This is a genomic window from Kitasatospora sp. RG8 (genome assembly GCF_017813315.1).
In the GTDB taxonomy this organism is placed as follows: domain Bacteria; phylum Actinomycetota; class Actinomycetes; order Streptomycetales; family Streptomycetaceae; genus Kitasatospora.
The window spans coordinates 128,917-149,502 of record NZ_JAGIYX010000022.1; the positions used below are offsets into that span (position 1 = coordinate 128,917).

Genomic DNA, 20,586 nt, shown 5'->3' on the forward strand with positions numbered 1-20,586 from the left:
GGTGGAGGTTCGAGTCCTCCCCCCGGCACCACGCGCCGGGGTGGCCCAACATGGCAGAGGCACCCCTGTGAAACTCAGACTCTCGCTCAAGTCTCAGCATTCGCCGCCGAGCGCCGGATCGACCGGGTGTGTGCTTCAAGCATTAGGTTGCGGGTTCGACTCCCGTCTGCGCCTCTCCCATGGCGCGGTAGCTTTAATGGCAGAGCGAATGCTGTGAGACTGACCCACACCCTTAAACGTGCCGGCGCAGAGCAATTGGGTGGCACCTCAGGGGCCCGGGAGCTGGATACCGCTCCCGGGCCCCGTCACCGTTCCCGCGCCGGTCAGGCGCCGGCGGTGTAGTCGTAGAAGCCGCGGCCCGACTTGCGGCCCAGCAGGCCCGCGTCGACCATCCGGGAGAGCAGTGGGGGAGCCGCGTACAGGGGCTCCTTGTACTCGTCGTACATCGACTCGGCGATCGAGACGATGGTGTCCAGGCCGATCAGGTCGCACAGCCGCAGCGGCCCCATCGGGTGGGCGCAGCCGGCCTCCATGCCCTTGTCGATGTCGGAGGCGGTGGCGACGCCCGACTCGAACATCCGCACCGCGGAGAGCAGGTACGGCACCAGCAGGGCGTTCACCACGAAGCCGGCCCGGTCCCGGGCGCGGATCGGCTCCTTGCCGAGCACCTGGGTGGCGAAGGCCTCGACCCGCTCGGTGGTCGTGGCCGAGGTGGTCAGGGTGGGGATCACCTCGACCAGCTTCTGCACCGGTGCCGGGTTGAAGAAGTGCAGGCCGATGACCTGCTCCGGGCGCGAGGTGGCGGCGGCCAGCTTCACGATCGGGATCGACGAGGTGTTGGAGGCGAGGATGGCGTCCCGGCGCTCGACCACCTGGTCCAGCGTCTGGAAGATCTGGACCTTGATGTCCTCGCGCTCGGCGACCGCCTCGACCACCAGGTCGCGGTCGGCGAAGTCGGCGAGGTCGGTGGTGAAGGCCAGCCGGGCCAGCGCGTCGTCGCGCTGCTCCGTGGTCAGCTTGCCCCGCTTGACGGCCGTCTCCAGGGAGTTGGTCAGCCGGGTGCGGCCGAACTCCAGCGCCTCCCCGCTGGCCTCCGACACCAGGACGTCCAGCCCCGCCCGGGCGAACACCTCCGCGATGCCCGACCCCATCAGGCCGCAGCCGATCACTCCGACGCGCGCGATGTCACTCACTCAGTTGCCCTTCGGTGGTGCTGGGGGTGCGGCCCCAGCGACAGGTGTCCCAGCAAGCTGCTGTTCAGCGGGCCGGTGCACCGGAATGCGTGCACCGGTGCACCGCCCCGACGACGTTACTACTCCGTACCGGCGAGTAGGTCATCCCCTCCCCGCCGCGGCCGGCCCGCCGGGAGGCTGAGCCGAACGGGTGGGCCGGCCGCCGGAACCCGTGTGCCCGGGTTCCGCGACGCCCGCGGCCGGACAGAATGCGGGACGGCCGGGGCAGGCGAAGCCCGTCGGCGGCACGGGGCGGCACGGGCCCACGGCCGGTGGAGGCCCGCCGCCGCCGGCAGGCGAAGGGAGTCGGGGATGGCAACGGGATCGCTCACAGGACAGGTCGCCCTGGTCACCGGAGCAGGCCGGGGCATCGGCCGGGAGATCGCCGTCGGCCTCGCCGCCGAGGGCATGGCGGTCGGCCTGGTCGGTCGCACCCACGAGACCCTCACCGACACCCTCAAGGAGTGCGCCCGGCACGGCGCCCGCGGCGTCGCCGTCACCGCCGACGTCACCCGCCCCGGCTCGGTCCGCGAGGCGGTCCGGGTCGTCGAACGCGACCTCGGCGCTGTCGACCTGCTCGTCAACAACGCCGGCCAGGTCGACAGCGCCGAGGTCCCGCTCTGGGAGACCGACGCCAACCAGTGGTGGCAGGTCGTCGAGACCAACCTGCGCGGCCCGTACAACATGCTGCGCTGCGTCCTGCCCGGCATGGTCGAACGCCGCCGCGGCCGGGTCGTCAACCTCAACTCCGGCTTCGCGCTGCGCCCCGACGGCCACTACACCGCGTACGCCACCTCGAAGGGCGCACTGCTCCAGCTCTCCGACAACATGGCCGACTCGCTCGCCGAGCACCAGGTGGTGGTGCTCGACATCAGCCCGGGCGCGGTCGCCACCGACATGACCGCCGGGATGCCGATGTTCGCCTCCATGAAGACCTGGGGCTCCATCCCGTACGTGGTCGCGGTCATCGTGGACGCCGCCCGCGGCCGCTTCGACGCCCTGCACGGGCGCTTCATCCATGCCGGCCGGGACAACCTGGAGGAACTGGTCGGCCGCGCGGAGGAGATCCGCGCCTCCGACGCCCGCACGCTGCGGCTGCGCCCGTACGGGCCCGACGACCCGATGGGCTAGCGCCGCTCCGCGGGTCCGGGCCTTGCAGACCCGGGGCGCCCCCGCGGGCGGGGGAACCGGCCGGGGTCACCGGGAGGGGGCGGCGGCTTCGGCGGTGCGGGTGCGGTGCAGGAGGTACGCGCCGGAGGCGGCGGCGAGGACGGCCATGCAGGCGGTGAAGACGAGGCCGGCGTCGGCCAGGCCGAGCGGCTCGCTGAGCAGGCCGACGCCGATGACCGGGATCGAGATGCCGAAGTACGCGACCACGAACAGCGCCGAGAGGGCGCCGCCGCGGTGCTCGGCGGGCGCGGCCGCGGCGATCTCGCCCACCGCGCCGCGCAGGCCCATGCCCTGGCCCGCGCCGCCCACCAGGGCGCTGAGGACCAGCGGCGGCAGGGTGGTCCAGGCGAGGGAGACGGCGAGCAGGGCCAGCCCGGCGATCAGGACGAGGCAGCCCAGCGGGACGGCCCGCGCGGTGCCGAGCCGGGGCACCAGCAGCTGGCCGAGGGTGGAGGCGAAGAAGGCCGTGAAGACGATGAGGCCGACGGCCGCGAGGTTGTGGATGCCCAGGTCCTCGGCGAGGAACGCCGGGCTGACCGAGGTGAACACGCCGAGCAGGGCGAAGCCGGTGAAGGCGGCGACCCCCGCCGGGACGAAGACCCCCCGCACCTCGGGCGGCAGCCGGAGGCGCTGCGGGCGGGCCGTGCGCAGCGGCCGGGCGCCGGGGACCGTCTCCGGGAGGGACCAGGTGACCGCGAACGAGGCGGCGAGCAGCACCAGGTGCACCACGAACGGCAGGACCAGGGGCCGGGGCGCGTACTCGGCGAGGAAACCGGACAGCAGCGGTCCGCAGCCCAGCCCGCCCATGTTGGCGGCGGTCGCGACGAACCCGGCGCGGGCCCGGCGTCCGGGCGGGGCCAGCTCCAGGACGTACGCGGTGGCGGTCCCGGTGAACAGGCCCGCGGACAGGCCGGACAGCAGCCGGCCCAGGCAGAGCAGCGGCAGGCCCTGTTCGGCGAGGAAGGCGACCGCGCTGCCGGCCGCGAGGGCCAGGCCGCAGAGCAGGACGGGCCGGCGCCCGACGGAGTCGGAGACGTTGCCGACGAGCAGCAGGACGCCGATCACGCCGAAGGCGTAGACGGCGAAGACCACCGTCACCATCAGCTCGGAGAAGCCGATCTCCTCCTGGTACAGGCCGTACAGCGGGGTCGGCAGGGTGGTGCCGGCCATGCAGACGGCGAAGGCGGCGGCGGCCCCGAGGTAGGCCCGGCGGCCCGCGGCACCCCGGCCGGTCCGGCGGTTGGTCATCCGCCCACGGTAGGCAGCCGGTCCCGTGGCGCCCGGCCCCGGCGGGGCCGGCTGCGCTGGATGGCGGCGGTCCGCCACCGGAAAGGCGACGGGCACCACCACCGTCGCCGGCAGCCGGGCCGGCCGGGCCGCCCCGCCCGGCCCGTGACGGACGCCCGCCGGACGGGGTGTCAGGCGCAGAGCTGGCTGGCGGTGACCGGCTTCAGCCCGTTCCTGACGAGCCCGTCCAGGATGGCCGGCAGCGCGTCCACCGTGCACTGGTGGCCCATGTGCAGGGCGACCACCGAACCGCCCTTGACGGAGCCGAGCACCCGGCGCTGGAGCTCGGCCGCGCTCGGGTCGCTGTAGTCGCGCGGGTCGACGTCGAAGGAGAGCACGTGCTCGTAGCCGACCGCCCTGGCCTGCTCGCGCACCATCGGGGTCGCGTACTGGGCGGCGGACGGCCGGAACCAGCGGCCGATCGAGCCGGTGAGCCGCTGGAGCCGCTCCGCGCACTGGGCGATCTCGGCGCGGGCCTGCTCGGCGGACATCGCGGAGATGTTCTGGTGGTTCTGGGTGTGGTTGCCCAGCTCGTGGCCGCCGTCGAGGATGCGCCGGGCCATCTGCGGCTGCTGGTCCAGCCAGCTGCCGACGGCCATCACGGTCAGCCTGGCGCCGTGCTGTTCGGCGATCTCCAGCAGGGTGGTGGCCAGCTTCGGGTCGCCGCTGCCGTGGAAGGTCAGGGCGACGTTCTTGCCGGTGCGCGGCCCGTACGCGACCTCGGCCGGGGTGCCGGCGGCGAGCGGCGGCAGCACGGGCGGGGCGGGCGGCGCACTGGGGGTGGCCGCCGGGTCGGGTGCGGGCGCGGTGGGGGCGGTCGCGACCGGGGCGGGCGAGGCCGGGCCCTCGCCGCCCGCCCAGGCCGGGTCCACGGCGCCGGGGTCGCCGCCCGGGTGGACGGTGCCGGGGTGCACGGCGAGCGCCCCCGGGTCGGCCCGGCGCGGGCCGGTGCTGCCGCAGGCGGTGAGCAGTCCGCTGCCTGCGGCGAGGCCGGCCAGTCGGGCGGCGGCGCGCAGGACGGTGCGGCGGTCGGCGGTCATCCGGTCGGCAGTCATCGGCAGCCAGCATAGAGACGGCGAAACGCCGGGGCGATTCGAGGGGCCGCCCCGGGACTGGTATTGACATGCACGCACACCATCCGTGGAGGGCTGCGGAAACGTGAACTCGCGCTGTTTCCACGGCGGGTCGTCGGATACGATCACGGCGCACCGCGCGGTGGTACACGCACCGCGACGGTCGGGGGACTCCGGCAGTCAGGCATAGGGGGCGGAACACGATGCACGAGGACACCGCTGCGGCGACGACCGGCACGGGAACGGGCACCGACTGGGACTGGGCGCGGGCCGACGACTGGCAGCCGCCGACCGAGCTGGACACGGGCATCCCGCACACCGCCCGGATGTACGACTACTACCTCGGCGGCAAGGACAACTTCGAGGCCGACCGCAAGGCCGCCGAGGCCGCCATCGCCGCCTACCCGGCCCTGCCGCTGCTGGCCCGCACCAACCGCGAGTTCCTCGGCCGCGCCGTCGAGTTCGCGGCCGGCCGGGGCATCCGCCAGTTCGTCGACATCGGCACCGGCATCCCCGCCGTCGGCTCCACCAGCGAGGTCGCCCGGCGGGTCGCCCCGGACGCCCGCGTGGTGTACGTCGACAACGACCCGATCGTCGCCACCCACGCCCGGGCCCTGCTGGCCGGCCACCCGGCCGGCCACACCTCGGTGATCGAGGCCGACCTGCGCGAACCCGCCGCGATCCTCGGCCACCCCGGCCTGCGCGCCGCCGTCGACCTCGGCGAGCCGGTGGCCCTGATGCTCGTCGCCGTCCTGCACTTCATCCGGGACGAGGACGGCGCCGAGGCGATCGTCCGCACCCTGCGCGACGCGCTCGCCCCCGGCAGCGTGCTGATCCTCTCGCACGGCAGCCCCGACTTCGCCTCCCGGGAGAGCGCGGCCGAGGGCGCCCGCATCTACCGCAGCGCCAGCGCCCCGCTGGTGCTGCGCCCGCGCGGCGCCGTCGAACCGTTCTTCGGGGACTTCGAGTTCGCCGGTCCCGGCCTCGTCCAGCTCCCGCTCTGGCGCCCCGAGGCCGGGCACGTCCCGACCGGCGAGCTGCCCGAGGGCTGGCAGGACGTCTCGGCGTACGCGGGCGTGGCCTTCAAGCGCTGAGCCGTGCCGCTGCCGTCCGTACGCCGTGGCCGGCCCCGGCGCCTCCCCTCCAGGCGCCGGGACCGCCCCGCGTCCCCGTGCACCCGGACGATAGCCCGCGCCACTGACAACACGTCAGTCGCCGGCTCTTCACCCGCCCGGGTTACCCTGCGCCCGTGACCGACATCCCGCCGCTGCCCGCCGCCGCCGCCCGTCTGCTGGAAGCCGTCGCCGCGCCGCCACGGCTGGTCGCCCACCTCGGTCTGGTCCACGAGGTCGCGCGGACCGTCGCCGACTGGTGCGCCGCCGCCTGTCCCGGCCTCGTGCTGGACCGGGAGGCGGTGCTGTTCGGGGCCGCCACCCACGACATCGGCAAGGCCGTCCACCGCGAGGAGCTCACCGCGCCCGGCTCGGCCCACGAACCCGCCGGGTACGAGCTGCTGCTCGCCCACGGCGTCCCCGAGCGGCTGGCCCGGTTCGCCCGCACCCATGCACGGTGGGGCGAGCCGGGCGTCACGGTCGAGGACCTGCTGGTGAGCCTGGCCGACAAGGCGTGGAAGAACAGCCGGGTCCGTGACCTGGAGGACAGGGTGGTCGACCGGCTCGCGACGGCCGGGCGCCGCGAACCCTGGGAGGTCTTCCTGGAGTTGGACGACCTGCTCACCCGGATCGGCGACGACGCCCCGCGCCGGCTCGCCGTCCAGGCCGCCCACCCCGTCCGGTAGCGGGGCGTCCCGGCGGATATTGGCGCGACACCCCGCGCGGGCCGGTGCTAGCTTCCGCAGCATGAAGCCCCTGAGCGAGAACGAGATCCGCGGTTCCTTCGTCAACTGTTCCAAGGGCGAGGCCGGTCGGCTCAACCTGCCCCGGGGCCTGGCCGAACTCCCCTGGGAGCACCTGGACTTCCTCGGCTGGCGGGACCAGGGCGCGCCCGACCGCGGCCACCTGGTGGCCGAGCACGGCGGCGGCCTGGTCGGCGTCACGCTGCGGGTGCCCTCGGTGCGCCGCAGCCTGCGGATGAGCAACGTCTGCTCGTTCTGCATCTCCACCCACGCGGGCTCCGGCGTCGCGCTGCTCGCCGCGCGCAGGGCGGGCGCCGCCGGACGCGAGGGGAACACGGTCGGCACCTACGTCTGCGCCGACCTGCAGTGCTCGCTCTACGTGCGCGGGCTGAAGCAGTCCGCCCTGGTCAGCCGGGCGGAGGAGTCGCTGTCGCAGGAGGAGCAGATCGCCCGCGCGGTGGCCAACCTGGGCGGCTTCCTGGCGAAGGTCCTCACCGACACCGCGGCCTGACCGACGCCGGGCCTGACCGCGCGGCCTGACCGACGCCGGGCCTGACCGCGCGGCCTGACCGACGCCGGGCCTGACCGCGCGGCCTGGCGGGCAACGTGGCCGCCGTCGGCGCGCCGCCCACCGCCGCCTACCGCCGCCGCAGCCCGTCCAGCTCGCGCCGGTCCCGCTTGGTGGGCCGCCCGGCACCCCGGTCCCGTTCGCCGGCCACCGCCAGCAGCTCACGCGGCGGCCGCGGCGGGCTGTTGTCCACCAGGCACTCGGCCGCGACGCCCGCCCCGACCCGCTTGCGGACCAGCTTCGTCACCACGACGACCCGCTCGTACCCCTCCTGGCGCACCCGGACCTCGTCCCCCGGCTTCAACGCCTGCGCGGGCTTGGCCCGCTCCCCGTTCACCTTCACGTGCCCGGCCCGGCACGCGGCCGCCGCCAGCGCCCGCGTCTTGGTGAGCCGCACGGACCAGATCCAGCTGTCGACCCGGACGCTTCCCTCGTCTTCGACCATCCTCCGAGCCTACCCAGGCCCTCGGCTACCGCGGCGGCGACTCCTGGACGGCCCAGCCGTTGCCGTCGGGGTCGGAGAAGAAGACGAACGAGTTCCAGTCGCCGCCGCGCCCGTCCACCCGGGCGCCGGCCTCGAAGTGCTGGACCGGGCTCACCTCCACCCCGCGCGCGACCAGCTGGCCGTGCGCCCGGTCGATGTCCGTCACCACCAGCTGGAGCCCCTTCAGCGAGCCCGGCGGAGCGTCCGTCACACCGGTGCCCAGCACGATCGAGCAGCCGGAGCCCGGCGGCGTCAGCTGCACCACCCGCACCCCGTCCCGGATCCGGGTGTCGTGGTCCACCGTGAAGCCGGCCTGCTCCTCGTAGAAGACCTTGGCCCGGTCCACGTCGGACACCGGGACGACCACCACTTCGAGCTTCCAGTCCATGTCTGATCCCCTTCCGGTCAGACCCGTCCGGACGGGCCCCTCCAGTATCGGCCGTCCGGGCGGCCCCCGCCCGGCGGTCGGCTAGCCTGAGACCACGATGAACCGCCTCAGCACGCCTGCCGCCGCCACCCCCTTCACCACCCCGTGGGGCACCCTCGACCTCACCCGCTACCCGGAGGACCCGCGCGAGCGGCTGCGCGCCTGGGACGCCGCGGACGAGTACCTGCTGCGCCACCTGGCCGGGGAGGCCGCCGGCGCCGAGGGAGGGGCCACCGACCTCACCGGCCGCACCGTCGTCGTCCTCGGCGACCGCTGGGGCGCGCTGACGACGGCTCTCGCCGCGCACGCCCCCGTGCAGATCAGCGACTCCCACCTCGGGCGGCAGGCCACCCTGGCCAACCTCGCCCGGGCCGGCGCCGCGCCCGGCGCCGCCCGGCTGCTCACCACCCAGGACACCCCGCCGGAGCGGATCGACGTCCTGCTGGTCCGGGTCCCGAAGAGCCTGGCGCTGCTGGAGGACCAGCTGCACCGCCTCGCCCCGGCCGTCCACCCGGGCACCGTGGTGATCGGCACCGGCATGGTCACCGAGATCCACACCTCCACGCTCCGGCTCTTCGAGCGCATCCTCGGCCCGACCCGCACCTCGCTCGCCGTCCGCAAGGCCCGGCTGGTCTTCTGCACCCCCGACCCGGCGCTCGACCCCGGCCCCAACCCGTGGCCGCACTCCTACGCGCTGCCGGACGACATCGGCCCGGCCGCCGGCCGCACCGTGGTCAACCACGCCGGCACCTTCTGCGCCGAGCGCCTCGACATCGGCACCCGCTTCCTCCTCGGCCACCTGCCGGCCGCCGCCCCCGGCGACCGCGTCGTCGACCTCGGCTGCGGCAACGGCGTGGTCGGCACCGCCGCCGCCCTGGCGGGCCCGGGCGCCGAACTCGTCTTCCTGGACGAGTCCCACCAGGCCGTCGCCTCCGCCGAGGCCACCTTCCGCACCAACCTCGGCCCGGACGCGCCCGCCCGGTTCCTCACCGCCGACGCCCTCGACACCGAGGCCGTCCCGGCCGGCTCGGTCGACCTCGTCCTCAACAACCCGCCGTTCCACTCCCACCAGGCCACCACCGACGCCACCGCCTGGCGCATGTTCACCGGCGCGCGCCGCGCCCTGCGCCCCGGCGGCGAACTCTGGGTCGTCGGCAACCGCCACCTCGGCTACCACGTCAAGCTCCGCCGCCTCTTCGGCAACTGCCAACTCGTGGCCGGCAACCCCAAGTTCGTCATCCTGCGAGCCGTCAAGCGCTGACCCGGGCGGTGACCGCCCCGGGTGGGTCCGTCGCATACTCCTTGCATGAATGTTCCGTGCTGCGTATATTCATGCCACGACTAAGGAGGGAACGCCATGGCATTGCGAGTCGCCGTCGCCGGCGCGAGCGGGTACGCGGGCGGTGAGGTGCTGCGCCTGCTGCTCGGCCACCCCGAGGTGGAGATCGGGGCGCTGACCGGCGGCTCGAACGCGGGCACCAGGCTCGGCGCGCTGCAGCCGCACCTGCTCCCGCTCGCCGACCGGATCCTGGAACCCACCACCCCCGAGGTGCTGGCCGACCACGACGTGGTGTTCCTGGCGCTGCCGCACGGCCAGTCCGCCGCCGTCGCCGAGGCGCTCGGCGGGAACGTGCTGATCGTCGACTGCGGGGCCGACTTCCGGCTCAGGGCCGCGGCCGACTGGGAGCAGTTCTACGGCTCCGCGCACGCCGGCACCTGGCCGTACGGCCTGCCCGAGCTGCCCGGCCACCGCGCCGCCCTCAAGGGCGTCAACCGGATCGCCGTGCCCGGCTGCTACCCCACCGCGGTCTCGCTCGCGCTCTTCCCGGCGTACGCCGCGAAGCTCGCCGAGCCCGAGGCCGTGATCGTCGCCGCCTCCGGCACCTCCGGCGCCGGCAAGGCCGCCAAGACCCACCTGCTCGGCAGCGAGGTCATGGGCAATGTCAGCGCCTACGGCGTCGGCGGTCTCCACCGGCACACCCCGGAGATGTCGCAGAACCTGACCCCGGTCGCGGGCGAGCCGGTCACCGTCTCGTTCACCCCGACCCTCGTGCCGATGCCGCGCGGCATCCTCGCCACCTGCTCCGCCAAGGCGAAGCCCGGCGTGACGGCCGGGAGCCTGCGCGCCGCCTACGCCGAGGCGTTCGACGGCGAGCCCTTCGTCCGCCTGCTGCCCGAGGGGCAGTGGCCGCAGACCAGCAGCGTCTACGGCTCGAACGCCGCCCTGGTCCAGGTCGCCCTGGACGAGACCGCCGGGCGGATCATCGCGATCAGCGCGATCGACAACCTGGTCAAGGGCACCGCCGGCGGCGCGGTGCAGAGCATGAACATCGCCCTCGGCCTCCCCGAGGAGCTCGGCCTTCCCGTGAACGGAGTCGCACCGTGACCAAGAACGTCAACGTCGGCGTGACCGCCGCCAAGGGCTTCCGCGCCGCGGGCGTCACCGCGGGCATCAAGGCCTCCGGCACCCCGGACCTCGCCCTGGTCGTCAACGACGGCCCCTCGCTCGCGGCCGCGGGCGTCTTCACCTCCAACCGGGTCAAGGCCGCCCCCGTGCTCTGGTCCGAGCAGGTCCTCAAGGGCGGCGTGGTCTCCGCGGTCGTCCTCAACTCCGGCGGCGCCAACGCCTGCACCGGCCCGCTCGGCTTCCAGGACACCCACGCCACCGCGGAGAGGGCCGCCGAGGAGCTGAAGGTGAACGCCGGCGAGGTCGCCGTCGCCTCCACCGGCCTGATCGGCGTCCGTCTCCCGATGGACATCCTGCTGCCCGGCGTGGCCGAGGCCGCCGCCGCCCTCAGCACGACCGGCGGCGAGGCCGCCGCGATCGCGATCAAGACCACCGACACCGTCCACAAGACGGCCCAGGTCACCAGCCCGGCCGGCTGGACGGTCGGCGGCATGGCCAAGGGCGCCGGCATGCTCGCCCCGGGCCTCGCCACCATGCTGGTCGTCCTCACCACCGACGCCGACCTCGACGCCGCCGCCCTGGACGCCTCGCTGCGCGGCGCCACCCGCACCACCTTCGACCGGATCGACTCCGACGGCTGCATGTCGACCAACGACACCGTGCTGCTGCTCGCCTCGGCGGCTTCCGGCGTCACCCCGGGACAGGCCGAGTTCGACGAGGCCGTCCGCACCGTCTGCGCCGACCTCGCCCGCCAGCTGATCGGCGACGCCGAGGGCGCCAGCAAGGACATCCGGATCGACGTGACCGCGGCCGCCACCGAGGAGGAGGCCGTCGACGTCGCCCGCGTGATCGGCCGCAACAACCTGCTCAAGTGCGCGATCCACGGCGAGGACCCGAACTGGGGCCGCGTCCTGGCCGCCATCGGCACCACCGGCGCCGCCTTCGACCCGGACCGCCTCGACGTCGCCATCAACGGCGTCTGGGTCTGCAGGGACGGCAGCGTCGGCGAGGACCGCGACCTCGTCGACATGACCGGCCGCGAGGTCGTCATCACCGCCCGCCTCAACGCCGGCGAGGCCGCCGCCACCCTGTGGACCAACGACCTCACCGCCGACTACGTGCACGAGAACAGCGCCTACTCCACCTGAGCCGATCAAGGGAATCCCGTGCAGATCGCACCCAAGGGCGAACAGGCCCGCAACAACACCGCGTTGCCCAAGGCCATGACGCTGATCGAGGCGCTGCCGTGGCTGGAGCGCTTCCACGGCAAGACCGTCGTGATCAAGTTCGGCGGCAACGCCATGGTGGACGAGAGCCTCAAGGCGGCCTTCGCCCAGGACGTGGTCTTCCTGCGCTACGCCGGCCTGCACCCGGTCGTGGTGCACGGCGGCGGCCCGCAGATCAGCGCCCAGCTGGACCGGCTCGGCCTGGAGTCGTCCTTCACCAACGGCCTGCGGGTCACCACCCCCGAGACCATGGACGTGGTCCGGATGGTGCTGGCCGGCCAGGTCCAGCGCGAGCTGGTCGGCCTGCTGAACGGCCACGGCCCGTTCGCGGTCGGCATGACCGGCGAGGACGCCCACACCATGACCGCGGTCAAGCGGTACGCGGTCGTGGAGGGCGAGCAGGTCGACATCGGCCTGGTCGGCGACATCGTCAACATCGAGGCGGGCGCCGTGAAGGCGCTCATCGCCGACGGCCGGATCCCGGTGATCTCCTCGATCGCCCGCGGCGCCGACGGCCACGTCTACAACATCAACGCCGACACCGCCGCCTCCGCCCTCGCGGTCGCGCTCGGCGCCGAGATGCTCGTCGTCCTCACCGACGTCGAGGGCCTCTACAAGGACTGGCCGAACTCCGACGACGTGATCAGCCAGCTCAACGCGAGCGAGCTGGAGGAGCTGCTGCCCGGCCTCGCCAGCGGCATGCTCCCCAAGATGGAGGGCTGCCTGCGCGCCGTCCGCTCGGGCGTGGGCACCGCCCGCGTCCTGGACGGCCGGGTGCAGCACAGCCTGCTGCTGGAGATCTTCACCGACGAGGGCATCGGCACGATGGTCGTGCCGGACGACGAAGCGACCGTGACCGGGGGACTGGCATGACTTCCAACGAGCAACTCACCGAGCGGTACCGGCACTCCTTCACCGAGAACTACGGCACCCCCCGGATCCCGCTGGTCCGCGGCGAGGGCGCGAAGCTGTGGGACGCCGACGGCAAGGAGTACACCGACCTGCTCGGCGGCATCGCCGTCAACGCGCTCGGCACCGCCCACCCGGCGGTCGTCGAGGCGGTCACCCGGCAGATCGGCACGCTCGGCCACGTCTCCAACCTCTTCATGGCCGAGCCCACCATCGCCCTCGCCGAACGGCTGCTGGCCCTGGACGGCCGGGAGGGCGGCCGGGTCTTCTTCTGCAACTCCGGCGCCGAGGCCAACGAGGCCGCGTTCAAGATCAGCCGGCGGACCGGCCGCACCCGTGTCGTGGCCCTGGAGGGCGGCTTCCACGGCCGGACCATGGGCGCCCTCGCGCTCACCGGCCAGCCCGCCAAGCAGGCGCCGTTCCTCCCGCTGCCCGGCGAGGTCACGCACGTCCCGTTCGGCGACGTCGAGGCGCTGCGGGCGGTCGTCACCACCGAGACCGCCGCCGTCTTCCTGGAGCCGGTCCAGGGCGAGAACGGCGCGATCCCGCTGCCCGACGGCTACCTGGCCGCCGCCCGCGAGATCACCCGCGCCACCGGCACCCTGCTGATCCTGGACGAGATCCAGACCGGCATCGGCCGTACCGGCCACTGGTACGCCCACCAGGCCTTCGAGGGCGTTGAGCCGGACGTCGTCACCCTCGCCAAGGCGCTCGGCGGCGGCCTGCCGATCGGCGCCGTCCTCGCCTTCGGGGAGGCCGCCGAGCTGCTCACCCCGGGCCAGCACGGCACCACCTTCGGCGGCAACCCGGTGGTCGCGGCGGCGGCGCTCGCGGTGCTCGACACCATCGAGTCCGAGGGCCTGCTGGAGCACGTCCGCAAGCTCGGCGAGCGGCTGAGGAACGGCATCGAGGCGATCGGCGACCCGCTGGTCTCGCACGTGCGCGGCGCCGGCCTGCTGCTCGGCATCGTGCTCACCGAGCCGGTGTCCGGCCAGGTCCAGGCGGCCGCCCAGGAGGCCGGCTTCCTGGTGAACGCCGCCGTACCGGACGCCGTCCGGCTGGCGCCGCCGCTGGTGCTCACCGAGCAGGAGGCGGACACCTTCCTGGCCGCCCTGCCGGAGATCCTCCGGACGGTGCGGGAGAACGCCCCGGCCGATGCGAGCCGAGCGTAGTCCGGGAGAATAATCACATGACCGTACCCAACTCCGGCCAACCCGCCGCCGGCCCGTCGCCGCAGGTCCCGCAGACCCGGACCGCGCGCCACCGGCGGATCGTGGACCTGCTCACCCGCCAGCCCGTGCGCTCGCAGAGCCAGCTCGCCAAGCTGCTCGCCGACGACGGACTGGTGGTCACCCAGGCCACCCTCTCCCGGGACCTGGACGAGCTGGGCGCGGTGAAGATCCGCAACCGGGACGGTGCACTCATCTACGCCGTCCCGGCCGAGGGCGGCGACCGCACGCCGCGCGCACCGATGGGGGAGTCGGCCAGCGAGGGCCGGATGGCCCGGCTGGCCGGCGAGCTCATGGTGTCCGCCACCGCCTCCGGCAACCTCGTCGTGCTGCGCACCCCGCCGGGCGCGGCCCAGTTCCTGGCCTCCGCGATCGACCAGGCCGAGGTCTTCGAGATCATCGGCACCATCGCCGGCGACGACACCGTCCTGCTGATCAGCCGGGACCCGGCCGGCGGCCAGGCCCTCGCCGACCACCTGATGCAACTCGCCCAGGCCAAGGCCCAGTAGCACCCGCACCCGTACGGACCCCGGTCGGTGGACCTTCACCGGCCGGGGTTTGCGTTTCATACGGCGTAGTGCATAATTATGCCCATCGCCGCAAACTTGTACGCCCCCGTACCCATGTGCGACACGGGCGACACCTTCGACCGGTCGACGTCCGAGGGCTTCACCGAGACCTTCGGGACGCCATCGGAGCCCGCCGCCCGCCGGGGCCTCGGCTGACCGGCCCACCCCCTCCAACCCCCTTCCCGTACCCCGCACAAGGAGCCACGCGATGTCCGCCGAGAAGTCCTCCGACGTCCGCCTCTGGGGCGCGCGCTTCGCCGACGGCCCGTCCGAGGCGCTGGCCAAGCTCTCCGCCTCGGTCCACTTCGACTGGCGCCTCGCGCCGTACGACATCGCCGGCTCCAAGGCCCACGCCCGCGTGCTGCACAAGGCCGGCCTGCTCGGCGACGCCGAACTCGACGGCATGCTGGCCGGCCTCGACCAGCTGCTCGCCGACGTCGAGGCCGGCACCTTCACCGGCACCGTCGCCGACGAGGACGTCCACACCGCGCTGGAGCGCGGCCTGCTGGAGCGGCTCGGCGCCGAACTCGGTGGCAAGCTGCGGGCCGGCCGCTCGCGCAACGACCAGATCGCCACGCTCTTCCGGATGTACCTGCGGGACCACGCGAAGATCATCGGCGGGCTCGTCCTCGACCTCCAGCACGCCCTGGTCGGCCTGGCCGAGGAGCACCCGGACACCGCCATGCCGGGCCGCACCCACCTCCAGCACGCCCAGCCCGTCCTCTTCGCCCACCACGTCCTCGCGCACGTGCAGGCCCTCGGCCGGGACGCCGAGCGGCTGCGCCAGTGGGACGCCCGCACCGCCGTCTCCCCGTACGGCTCCGGTGCGCTCGCCGGCTCCTCGCTCGGCCTCGACCCGCAGGCGGTCGCCGCCGACCTCGGCTTCGAGCGCGGCTCGGTCGGCAACTCCATCGACGGGACGGCCTCGCGCGACTTCGTCGCCGAGTTCGCCTTCGTCACCGCGATGATCGGGATCAACCTCTCCCGCATCGCGGAGGAGGTGATCATCTGGAACACCAAGGAGTTCGGCTTCATCACGCTGCACGACGCCTTCTCCACCGGCTCCTCGATCATGCCGCAGAAGAAGAACCCGGACATCGCCGAGCTGGCCCGCGGCAAGTCCGGCCGCCTGATCGGCAACCTCACCGGCCTGCTGGCCACGCTCAAGGCGCTGCCGCTCGCCTACAACCGGGACCTCCAGGAGGACAAGGAGCCGGTCTTCGACTCCTGCGACACGCTGGAGGTGCTGCTGCCCGCCTTCACCGGCATGATGGCCACCCTCACCGTGCACCGGGAGCGGCTGGAGGAGCTGGCCCCGGCCGGCTTCTCGCTCGCCACCGACATCGCCGAGTGGCTGGTCAAGCAGGGCGTGCCGTTCCGGGTCGCGCACGAGGTGGCCGGGGCCTGCGTCAAGACCTGCGAGCAGCAGGGCATCGAGCTGGCCGACCTGACCGACGAGCAGTTCGCCGCGATCTCCGGCCACCTGACGCCCGAGGTCCGCTCGGTGCTCAGCGTCCACGGCGCGATCGCCTCGCGCAACGGGCGGGGCGGCACCGCCCCCTCGGCGGTCGCCGTCCAGCTCGGCGAGGTGAAGGCCGACCTGGCGCTCCAGGAGGCGTGGGTCCGGGGCTGACCCCGCGGTCCGGGGCAGGGGCGTGGCGGTCCGGCCGCCGCGCCCCTTTCGCGTGCACACGACCGGACGCCCGTAACCGGGGCCGCCCCCGCCCGGTCATGAACGGTGTGTGCGCCGACCTTCCGCCCGTCCCCTCCGCCGAGGACGAGGTGTTCGCCGTCCTGCGGCGGCGCCTCGTCCGCGAGGCGGTGGCCGCCCTGCCCGGCCGCTGCCCCCAGCTGGTCGCGGCCCTCGCCGAGGACCCGCCGCCCAGCTACCGCGAGCTCTCCGAACGCCTCGGCATGCCGCGCGGCTCGATCGGCCCGACCCGCTCCCGCTGCCTCGCCTGCCTGCGCGCCCTCCTGCACGGCGAGCGCTACGGCTGACCGCCCGCGGCCCGGCCCCGCCGCCCCTTCGGCCGCCGCCCCGGACGCGCCGCCCGGGCGTCCCGAGCGGCCCTCCGCCGGCGTCCCCGCCCCGTTCCCGCCGGACGTGACCCTCGCCACGTCCGGCAGCCGGAAGGTTGAGAGCAGCTGACGCGCGGGTAGAGCGCTGGCGAACGTAGCTCTTGACGGTCGCGCGATCGCTCGGATACTGAGCGTGAACGCGCCATCGGCGTCGCGGGCCCGACCGGGGCTCCACGGCTGGTACGTTCGTGCGCCACCCCCGGTCAGGGCAGATCCCCGGCCGGGATACCTCCGGCAGGGCATCCGGTGCGGCACCCTCACGTTTGCGCGCCGGGCACGACATTGGGGAGGCCCCAGCACATGGGCATGAGCGTGATCATCTCGGCGGCCGACGCCGAGGACGCGGAGCAGATCCTCAAGCTCCAGTACCTCGGCTACCAGAGCGAGGCCGAGCTGTACGGCGACTGGACCCTGGAGCCGCTGACGCAGACCCTGGAGAGCCTGCGCGGCGAACTGACCGAACAGCACTTCCTGGTCGCCCGCCTCGGCGACGAGGTCGTCGGCACCGTCCGCGGCCGGACCGGCCCCGACGGCATCGCCCGGATAGGGCGTCTGGTCGTCCATCCCCGGATGCAGCGCCACGGCCTCGGCGGCCGGCTGCTGGAGGCGCTGGAGCGCCGCCTCGCCGAGGAGGGTCGCCCGGTGACCGCCTACCGCCTGTTCACCGGCCACCGCAGCCTCGGCAACCTGCGCCTCTACGCCCGCCAGGGCTACCGCCAGACCACCGTCGAGCAGGTCAACGGCCGGCTCAGCCTGGTCCACCTGGAGAAGCCCGCCGCCGTCGAGCTCGCCGCCACCGCCTGAGCCCTCCCGGGGCCCGTACCCGGCCCCACCGGCCCGGCGCCGCCATCATCCGGACATCCCGGAGGCGGTGCCGGGCCGTATCGTTGCTGGTCACAGCGGTTCCTGTCCGCATTACGGACGGAGGAGCCAAATAATTGGGACCAAATCGGCCCATCTGATTTACTGGCTCACATGACCGCGACGACGCAATGGACCCCCACCGGCACCCTGCCGGCAGGTGAGCGCGCCATGTGTCGTCGAATGTGTCACTGCTGAGGGCCACCGTTCCCCCTCCTCGCGCCCCGAAGCGAGACCGGCCGCTCCCGTCCTGAGTGAGCGCGCCCCGCCTGCCGCAGAGCACCCCCTCCCTCCGCCTGCCCGTCCACGGGCGGGTGGCGTTCCCTGATGACTCGTAAGGGCCACGCCGTCGCGCGGCCCGACCGCGCACCGGGGGCGATCAAGGGGTGGCAGGTCCGGATCCCCCTGGCGAAACGCCGTCCACGTCGCCGACCGCAACCCGGTCCCGCGGCCGTGCGCCGTCCGCCCCCGACCCACGGAAGCAGCTGTGATCACCACCACGGACCTCACGAAGGTCTACCGCTCCCGCGGCCGCGAGGTGACCGCCCTCGCCGGCGTCGACCTGCACGTCCGCCCCGGCGAGGTCTACGGAGTCGTCGGCACCAGCGGTGCCGGCAAGTCCACCCTCATCCGCTGCGTCAACATGCTGGAGCGCCCCAGCTCCGGCACGGTCACCGTGGACGGCGTCGAGCTCACCGCGCTCGCCGGCGGCGAGAACCGGGCCGGCCGGGAGCTGCGCGAGGCCCGCCGCCGGATCGGCATGGTCTTCCAGCACTTCAACCTGCTGGCCTCGCGCACCGTCCAGCAGAACGTCGAGCTCCCGCTGGAGATCATCGGCCTGGACCGCACCGAGCGCCGCCGCAAGGCCGCCGAACTCCTCGACCTGGTCGGCCTCGCCGACAAGGCCCGCAGCTACCCCGGCCAGCTCTCCGGCGGCCAGAAGCAGCGCGTCGGCATCGCCCGCGCCCTCGCCGGCGACCCCAAGGTGCTGCTCTCCGACGAGGCCACCTCGGCGCTCGACCCCGAGACCACCCGCTCCATCCTCAAGCTGCTGCGCGACCTCAACCAGCAGCTCGGCCTCACCGTCCTGCTGATCACCCACGAGATGGACGTCATCAAGTCCGTCTGCGACTCCGCCGCCCTGATGCGCGGCGGCAGGGTGGTCGAGTCCGGCGAACTCACCGACCTGCTCGCCACGCCCGGCTCCGAGCTCGCCCGCGAGCTCTTCCCGCTCAGCGAGTTCGGCACCGGCAGCCCCGGCAGCACCGTGCTGGAGATCACCTTCCAGGGCGACACCTCCGCCCGGCCCTTCGTCTCCCAGCTCGCCCGCACCTACCAGATCGACATCAACATCCTCGGTGCCGCCGTCGAGACCATCGCCGGCCGGATGGTCGGCCGGATGCGGGTCGAACTGCCCGGCAGCCGGACGGACAACGTGGTGCCGATCGGCTTCCTGCGCGAGCAGGGCCTCCAGGTGGACGTGATCGACGCGGACGGCGTCGGCAGGGCGAGCGGAGCGGTGGCATGACCTGGGACCAGATGCAGGAACTGATGTGGCCCGCCACCTGGGAGACCCTCCAGATGGTCGGCGTCGCCACCGTCGGCACCGTACTGCTCGGCCTGCCGCTCGGCGTCCTCCTCGTCCTCACCGACAAGGGCGGACTGCTGCAGAACCGGCCCGTCAACAAGGTGCTCGGCGCCGTCGTGAACGTCGTCCGCTCGGTGCCGTTCATCATCCTGATGATCGCCCTGATCTCCTTCACCCGCTGGCTGGTCGGCACCTCCATCGGCTGGCAGGCCGCGACCGTGCCGCTCACCATCGGCGCGATCCCCTTCTTCGCCCGCCTGGTCGAGACCTCCGTCCGCGAGGTCGACCGCGGCCTGGTCGAGGCCGTCCAGGCCATGGGCGGCTCCACCTGGACCATCGTGAGAAAGACGCTGCTGCCCGAGGCACTGCCCGCCCTCGTCGCCTCCGTCACCACCACGGTCATCACGCTGATCAGCTACTCCGCGATGGCCGGCGTCGTCGGCGGCGGCGGCCTCGGCACCCTCGCCATCAACTACGGCTACTTCCGCTTCGAGACCGCCTTCATGTGGATCATCGTCGCGGAGCTGGTGATCATCGTCACCGCCGTCCAGCTGATCGGCGACCAGGCCGTCCGCAGCCTCGCCAACCGCGGACGCGCCGGCGGCCGGACCCGCCTCCTCGGCCCGCGCGGCGCCGCGCCGGCCGCCCCGGCCACCCCCGACGAGGACGTCGTCGCCCCCTAGACCTCCCGCGCCCGACTCCGGACGCGGCTCCCCGTACCACGCAGAAAGGCACTTTTCGTGCGCAACGCCCTGAAGTTCACCAGCGTCCTCGCCACCGCCGGCATCGCCCTCTCCCTCGCCGCCTGCGGCAGCTCGGGCTCCTCCGGGTCCTCCGACCCGAACGCCCCGCTGACCGTCGTCGCCAGCCCCACCCCGCACGGCCAGATCCTCAAGTACGTCAAGGACAACCTGGCGGACAAGGCCGGCCTCAAGCTCAACATCAAGGAGGTCACCGACTACGTGACCCCCAACACCGCGGTGCAGGACGGCTCGGCCGACGCCAACTACTTCCAGCACGTCCCGTACCTGGAGGACTTCAACAAGAAGCACGGCACCCAGATCGTCTCCGTCGAGCCGGTCCACCTGGAGCCGCTGGGCGTGTACTCGAAGAAGGCCAAGGCCATCGGCGAACTCAAGGACGGCGCCACCGTCGGCCTGCCCAACGACGCCACCAACGAGGGCCGCGCGCTCAAGCTGCTCGCCGACAACAACCTGATCACCCTCAAGGCCGGCGTCGGCACCGCCGCCACCCCCGCCGACGTCACCGGCAACCCGAAGAACCTCAAGTGGAAGGAGCTGGAGGCCGCCCAGCTGCCCCGCTCCATCGACGACCTCGACGCCGCCGTCATCAACGGCAACTACGCCCTCGACGCCGGCCTCAAGCCCAACGGCGACTCGCTGGTCCTGGAGAAGGCCGAGGGCAACCCGTACGCCAACATCCTCGCCGTGAAGCAGGGCAAGGAGAACGACCCGCGGGTCAAGAAGCTCGCCGAGCTGCTCCACTCGCCCGAGGTCAAGAAGTACATCGAGGAGAACTTCAAGGGTTCCGTCATCCCCGCGTTCTGATCCCCCGGATCACCGCACCTCCACGACCGGGCCCCCGCCGCACCTCGGCGGGGG

21 protein-coding genes are annotated in these 20,586 nt (G+C 73.5%); 16 read left to right on the top strand and 5 right to left on the bottom strand.

Features of this window, described 5'->3' with window-relative positions; all coding sequences use genetic code 11:
• Window positions 1-323: 323 nt before the first annotated feature.
• Window positions 324-1,193, bottom strand: a complete 870-nt coding sequence (locus J5Y04_RS28155) for a 3-hydroxybutyryl-CoA dehydrogenase (protein ID WP_209415212.1) — start codon at window positions 1,191-1,193, stop codon at window positions 324-326.
• 351 nt (window positions 1,194-1,544) lie between these two features.
• Here J5Y04_RS28155 and J5Y04_RS28160 point away from each other — a divergent pair, with 351 nt between their 5' ends.
• On the top strand, window positions 1,545-2,363 hold the full coding sequence (locus tag J5Y04_RS28160) for an SDR family NAD(P)-dependent oxidoreductase (RefSeq protein ID WP_209415213.1): 819 nt from the start codon (window positions 1,545-1,547) through the stop codon (window positions 2,361-2,363).
• A 66-nt stretch (window positions 2,364-2,429) separates the two neighbouring features.
• Here J5Y04_RS28160 and J5Y04_RS28165 read toward each other — a convergent pair whose 3' ends face one another.
• Window positions 2,430-3,650 carry an MFS transporter gene (locus J5Y04_RS28165; protein ID WP_209415214.1) on the bottom strand — a complete coding sequence of 407 codons (1,221 nt, stop codon included), beginning with the start codon at window positions 3,648-3,650 and terminating at the stop codon, window positions 2,430-2,432.
• 170 nt (window positions 3,651-3,820) lie between these two features.
• Window positions 3,821-4,744, bottom strand: a complete 924-nt coding sequence (locus J5Y04_RS28170; protein WP_245205548.1) for a polysaccharide deacetylase family protein — start codon at window positions 4,742-4,744, stop codon at window positions 3,821-3,823.
• 221 nt (window positions 4,745-4,965) lie between these two features.
• On the opposite strand from J5Y04_RS28170, the gene J5Y04_RS28175 reads away from it, so the two are divergent.
• The 3 genes from J5Y04_RS28175 to J5Y04_RS28185 all read left to right on the top strand — a co-directional run bounded on the left by J5Y04_RS28175 (window position 4,966) and on the right by J5Y04_RS28185 (window position 7,128).
• On the top strand, window positions 4,966-5,856 hold the full coding sequence (locus J5Y04_RS28175; RefSeq protein WP_209415215.1) for an SAM-dependent methyltransferase: 891 nt from the start codon (window positions 4,966-4,968) through the stop codon (window positions 5,854-5,856).
• Window positions 5,857-6,011: 155 nt separating this feature from the next.
• The gene (locus J5Y04_RS28180) at window positions 6,012-6,560 is read left to right on the top strand and encodes an HD domain-containing protein (RefSeq protein ID WP_307853335.1); all 549 of its coding nucleotides are present in this window, start codon (window positions 6,012-6,014) and stop codon (window positions 6,558-6,560) included.
• A 61-nt stretch (window positions 6,561-6,621) separates the two neighbouring features.
• On the top strand, window positions 6,622-7,128 hold the full coding sequence (locus J5Y04_RS28185; protein ID WP_209415216.1) for an FBP domain-containing protein: 507 nt from the start codon (window positions 6,622-6,624) through the stop codon (window positions 7,126-7,128).
• 127 nt (window positions 7,129-7,255) lie between these two features.
• Here J5Y04_RS28185 and J5Y04_RS28190 read toward each other — a convergent pair whose 3' ends face one another.
• Complete coding sequence (locus J5Y04_RS28190; RefSeq protein WP_209415217.1) at window positions 7,256-7,630, bottom strand: RNA-binding S4 domain-containing protein; 375 nt, start codon at window positions 7,628-7,630, stop codon at window positions 7,256-7,258.
• A gap of 25 nt (window positions 7,631-7,655) precedes the next feature.
• Window positions 7,656-8,057 (bottom strand): VOC family protein, encoded by a 402-nt coding sequence (locus J5Y04_RS28195; protein ID WP_148647631.1) that lies wholly within the window; start codon window positions 8,055-8,057, stop codon window positions 7,656-7,658.
• A 97-nt stretch (window positions 8,058-8,154) separates the two neighbouring features.
• Here J5Y04_RS28195 and J5Y04_RS28200 point away from each other — a divergent pair, with 97 nt between their 5' ends.
• The 12 genes from J5Y04_RS28200 (at window position 8,155) to J5Y04_RS28255 (ending at window position 20,532) form a co-directional block, all read left to right on the top strand.
• Window positions 8,155-9,357: a methyltransferase gene (locus J5Y04_RS28200; RefSeq protein WP_209415218.1), complete on the top strand. Its 1,203-nt coding sequence runs from the start codon at window positions 8,155-8,157 to the stop codon at window positions 9,355-9,357.
• Window positions 9,358-9,453: 96 nt separating this feature from the next.
• Window positions 9,454-10,482 (top strand): N-acetyl-gamma-glutamyl-phosphate reductase, encoded by a 1,029-nt coding sequence (gene argC, locus J5Y04_RS28205; RefSeq protein WP_209415219.1) that lies wholly within the window; start codon window positions 9,454-9,456, stop codon window positions 10,480-10,482.
• Entirely contained in the window at window positions 10,479-11,651 is a 1,173-nt protein-coding gene (argJ, locus tag J5Y04_RS28210; protein ID WP_209415220.1) for a bifunctional glutamate N-acetyltransferase/amino-acid acetyltransferase ArgJ, read from the top strand. The genes argC and argJ overlap by 4 nt, the downstream gene beginning before the upstream one ends.
• 75 nt (window positions 11,652-11,726) lie before the next feature.
• A complete protein-coding gene (argB, locus tag J5Y04_RS28215) occupies window positions 11,727-12,602 on the top strand; it encodes an acetylglutamate kinase (RefSeq protein ID WP_209415248.1) in 876 nt (291 codons plus the stop codon).
• Window positions 12,599-13,810 (top strand): acetylornithine transaminase, encoded by a 1,212-nt coding sequence (locus J5Y04_RS28220; protein WP_209415221.1) that lies wholly within the window; start codon window positions 12,599-12,601, stop codon window positions 13,808-13,810. The genes argB and J5Y04_RS28220 overlap by 4 nt, the downstream gene beginning before the upstream one ends.
• Before the next feature lie 17 nt (window positions 13,811-13,827).
• Window positions 13,828-14,376, top strand: a complete 549-nt coding sequence (locus J5Y04_RS28225; RefSeq protein ID WP_148647626.1) for an arginine repressor — start codon at window positions 13,828-13,830, stop codon at window positions 14,374-14,376.
• Window positions 14,377-14,644: 268 nt separating this feature from the next.
• Window positions 14,645-16,069, top strand: coding sequence for an argininosuccinate lyase (argH, locus tag J5Y04_RS28230; protein ID WP_209415222.1), 1,425 nt, complete (start codon window positions 14,645-14,647; stop codon window positions 16,067-16,069).
• Window positions 16,070-16,176: 107 nt separating this feature from the next.
• Window positions 16,177-16,434, top strand: a complete 258-nt coding sequence (locus J5Y04_RS28235) for an RNA polymerase sigma factor (protein WP_209415223.1) — start codon at window positions 16,177-16,179, stop codon at window positions 16,432-16,434.
• 381 nt (window positions 16,435-16,815) lie between these two features.
• On the top strand, window positions 16,816-17,319 hold the full coding sequence (locus J5Y04_RS28240) for a GNAT family N-acetyltransferase (protein WP_209415224.1): 504 nt from the start codon (window positions 16,816-16,818) through the stop codon (window positions 17,317-17,319).
• A 544-nt stretch (window positions 17,320-17,863) separates the two neighbouring features.
• Window positions 17,864-18,904, top strand: a complete 1,041-nt coding sequence (locus tag J5Y04_RS28245; protein WP_209415225.1) for a methionine ABC transporter ATP-binding protein — start codon at window positions 17,864-17,866, stop codon at window positions 18,902-18,904.
• Window positions 18,901-19,647: a methionine ABC transporter permease gene (locus J5Y04_RS28250; protein WP_209415226.1), complete on the top strand. Its 747-nt coding sequence runs from the start codon at window positions 18,901-18,903 to the stop codon at window positions 19,645-19,647. The genes J5Y04_RS28245 and J5Y04_RS28250 overlap by 4 nt, the downstream gene beginning before the upstream one ends.
• 57 nt (window positions 19,648-19,704) lie before the next feature.
• Window positions 19,705-20,532: a MetQ/NlpA family ABC transporter substrate-binding protein gene (locus tag J5Y04_RS28255; protein WP_209415227.1), complete on the top strand. Its 828-nt coding sequence runs from the start codon at window positions 19,705-19,707 to the stop codon at window positions 20,530-20,532.
• Window positions 20,533-20,586 lie beyond the last annotated feature (54 nt).